Genomic DNA, 4352 nt, shown 5'->3' with positions numbered 1-4352 from the left:
GCCAAGCAGGTTGTTGCGTTCGGCCCTCGGCAACAACCAGCAGCGCAGCGAAGTGAGGTCGGGTGCGACTGCATGTGGGTCGCACCCGCTTGGCCTATTCGATGTACATGCTGACGGCCTTGCCGTCGTAGCATGTGAACGTGCCGTGGTACTCGTAGTAGGGGCCGACCCAGGTCGAGCCGCCTGCCCAGAGGTAGTACTGAAGCTTGAGGTCGGTCGACTCTCCGTCGATGCCCGAGAAATTGACGGTGTAGATGAACTCCCAGCCATCTTCGATCTTGTCGTTGCCGTCGATGCCGAAAATGCCCGTCTTGGTCTTCCAGGAGCCACCGTCTTTGTACTGCAGCTTCGTCATCTTGACGTATTCCCCAGAGATGTTGCCGAGCGTCAGCTTGACGTCCGAGCAGGTTGCCGCCTGGGTGGCGGCGGAGGCGAGCATCGTCGCTGTCGCGATGATGGACAGGGCGGCGAATTTGGCGARCAACCGGTTCATGATTCAACTCCTGTATCGATGGCTGGTGTGACGTGGACAGGTGGCGACAGATCTGCCATCACCTAACGCACAGAGTGCGGGGCCACTGAATTCGTACATGCCTGGCGCATGACAAGGCAGCTGTTCGAACAAAGCAGAAGGGGCGCCGAATGGCGCCCCTCGCTTCTTGGAGTTCAAGCAGCAGGCGCTACGGGCAGGGCCCCAGCGCAACGTCGCCGTCGACGGTGCCGGCCACATCGATATGCTTGAAGGCCAGCGGCGTGCCCGGTCCGCACATCGAGACGCTTCGGTCCTTGATGCGCTGCACGACCGCCGTGGCGGACCAGTCGTTCGGGGTCGGGCCCAAGCCCTTCACCAGGGCGGCGAGCCCCGACACCATCGGTGCCGCCATCGACGTGCCGCTGATCGTGGCATGCGAGTCGTCGAAGAACTGGCTGAGGATGCCCAGGCCCGGTGCCGCGATGTCGACGAACCCGCCCGAGTTGGTGAAGTCCGCCATGGCCCGGACCTTGTTCAGGGTGTTGTCGCTGGCGGCTACCGCGATCAAGCCCGGGATGGCGTAGGCGGCCGGGTAGCGCTTGACCTTGTCGGTCGCGTCGTTGCCTGCGGCAGCCAGCACCACGGCCTGCAGGTGCTCGGGGCCGGTGCAGCGGTTCTGATCGGAGACCCAGGCCGGCCGCGCGGGCACGGCGGCGCAGGTCACCACGTCCGCCGCCAGGTGCAGCACCTGGGTGTCGAACTTCGTGTCCAGGCTGAGGTTGATCACGTGCGCGCCCGATTCCATCTGGCCGGTGCCGGAGGGATCGATCGCCCAGAAGATGCCCTTGGCCGTCAGCCACGTCGTTCCCGTGCCACTCGGGTCCAGGATGCGGCCGATCATCAACTGGGCATCGGGGGCGACGCGGTGAACGATGCCCGCGACGTGCGTGCCGTGGCCAACGCTGGACTTGCCGAAATCTTCGGCGTTCTCGATCGCCACGCCACCTTCCATCGCATCGAAGTCATTGTCGAGGAAGTCGTACTGCGCCCGGAAATCCACAGTCGCGAAGGCGGGGTGATTCCAGTCGGTGCCGGTGTCCAGCACCGCCACGCGAACGCCGAGGCCCGTGCTCTGGGTGTGGGCCTTGTCCAGCCGCAGCAGGTCCTTCACCGCCTTGGGCTCGCAGTTGGGGCCGTCGATGCAGGTGGCGCCATCGCCAATCGCCAGCACCGAGTTGAGCTTGGCATGGCTGTCGTCGTGCAGCCACGGGTCTGACGTGACGAGCTGGTTCACTTCGGCGAACTCCAGCCGAGGGTCTTGCCACTCATTGAGATCGTCGACAGCAGCCTGTGCGGTCCTGGTCTTGCCGATCGTGAGCAGGTAGACCGGCCGGCTGGTGACCTGGTCGGTCACCTTCACGTTGAAGCCGTCGTGCCGCAGCTTGGTCAAGACAGCGTCCATCGTTGCGGGACTCGTGTCAATCAGCTGCACGACCACCTGGTGCACGACCGTGGTTTTCAGGCTCGATGTGCCGGCGCCGGTGGCCGCGAGGCAAAGCGACAGGGGCAGGGCGCACATCAGCGCCGCGGCCAGGCGAGAAGCCGACTGGCCCGTTGGCCGCGGTGTCTTTCGTTTCATCATGGTTGATCCTTCCTTTGTCCATCCGTTGGACAACGCACGGAGTGGGCCATCGGCGTGAAAGTACAGACCCCCCTTGATTCAACCCAATGCGTGGACCACGAACGATCCCCAGCCATAGGGATGCTCGCCACGCACGGCCGCGGCCGATTGCGCTGCGTGCAGCGCCGAAGCTGACGAGTGGCCCGCGCGCAGCCCGGCGTAGAACGCGGTCATCAGCGCAGCGGTTGCTGCATCGTCGACCGCCCACAGCGAAGCGACGATTTCGCGCGCTCCAGCGAGTGCAAAGGCGCGCACCAGCCCGACGGCCTCATCGCCCGGCGCGACGCGGCTGACGCCGGTTTCGCAGGCCGACAGCACCACGAGTGGCGCCGCCGCCAGGCGCACCCGCGCCAGCTCGTGCATCGGCAGCGGGCCGTCGGCCAGCCGAAGGTAAGAGAAAGTCGGGTTGTCAGCGCGAAAGCGCGCATGGCACGCCAGGTGCAACAGCTCGGCATGGCGTGCCGCTTCGCAGAAGGCCCGGCCGGTCGCTGCGGCCTCGCGCAGCAGCACCGTCTCGGGGCCGAGCGCGTCGGCCACCGCGCGCTGCTCCTGCGTCACGTGGCCCAGATCGTCACCCGCGACATCAACGACGAGCGCGCGCCGCGCACGCAGCTCGCGCGGCGGCGGGCGGCTCTGCGCCGCGGCCCAGATGCCGGCGCTGGGCGCGACGCTGAGCACATGGCGTTCGACCAGCCACCTCTTGCCATCGTGCAGTGTGGCGAACGGCAGCTCGTGCAAGGCGCCGTGCGGCACGACCACGATCTGCGGGCAGTCGCGCACCAAGCCTTCGAGCGGGGACCAGAGGTGCGTGAACAGGGCCTGCGCGTGGGTGAGCAGGCGCTGGCGCAGGCGCTCGGCATGCCGGCTCAGTGCCGGCGGCGCGCCGCGCACGGCGTCGATCTGGAAGCGCAGGGCCCGGATGCGTTCGGAGAGGTCGCCCACTGGCGCCACGAGGTGGTCGATATGCCGTTCGGTGACGACGACGCTCAACAGCCGGTCAGCATGCAGATGGAACAGCACGAGCGCACGCCCAGGCCCTAGTGCGGCTTGCAGCGCCGCGGTGTCAAAGCGGTCCGCCGCCGCAGACCCCGGCGCACCAGCGCCGAGATCATGCCGGCGCCAACCGCGGGTCAACGCCTGCTCCAGCGCGAGCGCTTCTTGGGTCAGTCCCGGCAGGCGATTCGTCTCGCCGGCCATGAGCGCATCGCGCCAGGCTTCGCGCGTCACGGCGAGCCGCTGGGTCGCGGCATCTCCGGTTTCGGCGTCGTCGTTTTGCGGCCCGTCAGCCAGCCCCAGCGCCAACGCCCGCGCCCGCCCGCGTTCGATGTCCACCAGCAGCTGCCGCGCGTCGCCCGCGGCGAGCGCCAGGTCGACGAGCTGATCGTGCACGCTGGCCACCTCGACGCCGAGCGCGCTGCGCAGTTCGTCACCAGGCAGCGTCGCGCGGTCGGCCTCCAGGCTCGCCAGCGCCCGTTCGAAGGCGGCACGCGCGGGGCCCACACGGCCGAGCACACGCCGTGCTGCACCCAAGCCTGCCAAGCACTCGAAGCTCACCGGAGCCAGGCCATGCGCCGCCGCCTCGGCCAGGATGGCTTCGAACAAGGCCTCGGCTTGCGCCGGCTCGCCGGTATCACTTCGCGCCGCCGCTGAGATCGCGCGGGCCTCGAGCTGCCAATTGACGATGCCACTGCCTTCGAGCGCCGCACTGGCCTGACTAGCGCTCGCCAGCGAGGCCGCGGCGTCGCCAAGCCGGCGTTCGACCCGCGCGCGGCACAGATCGATGGAGGCCACGAAGGCCGTGTTGCCGAGCGATTCACCCAGGGCTCGCGCCTCGGTGAGACCGGCGAGCGCGTCCACTGGCCGCTGGCCGAGGGCCAGCAGGCGCGATCGCTGCAGCAACGCCCAGGCCAGCTCTTTGGGCGCTTTGATGTCGCGTGCCCAGGCGGCGACCTGCCCGTAGCGTTCGAGCGATTCTTCGATCAGGTTGGCGGACTGGCAGGCCTCGGCCAGCGCTGTTTCTGATTCCAGGCGTCGTTGCGGCGAGGCACCGGCCTGCGCAAGGATCTCGGTGGCTTGCGTCAGCGCCTGCAGCGCCGCCACGCGGCCGCCGCGGTTGATCTCGACTCGGCCGCGCGCCTCCAGCGACTGGGCGTGCAGGACCGTGAACCCGTGCGCGCGCGCCAGGCTCGCCGCCCGCTC

Annotated in this window: 3 protein-coding genes; all 3 read right to left on the bottom strand. The window is 68.3% G+C overall.

Annotated features, from left to right (window positions below):
* Window positions 1-94: 94 nt before the first annotated feature.
* Window positions 95-493, bottom strand: a complete 399-nt coding sequence (locus AC1DYI_RS27865) for a hypothetical protein (protein ID WP_477207372.1) — start codon at window positions 491-493, stop codon at window positions 95-97.
* A 187-nt stretch (window positions 494-680) separates the two neighbouring features.
* Entirely contained in the window at window positions 681-2114 is a 1434-nt protein-coding gene (locus AC1DYI_RS27860) for a S8 family serine peptidase (RefSeq protein ID WP_477207371.1), read from the bottom strand.
* Between the two features lie 78 nt (window positions 2115-2192).
* Window positions 2193-4352, bottom strand: a 2160-nt coding sequence (locus AC1DYI_RS27855) for a CHAT domain-containing protein (protein ID WP_477207370.1), incomplete at its 5' end; no start/stop codon positions are given.

Source organism: Ideonella sp. P3_A4 (genome assembly GCF_056403075.1).
Note: the sequence above shows the minus strand (reverse complement) of the source record. Positions and strands in the feature narration are given on the sequence as shown.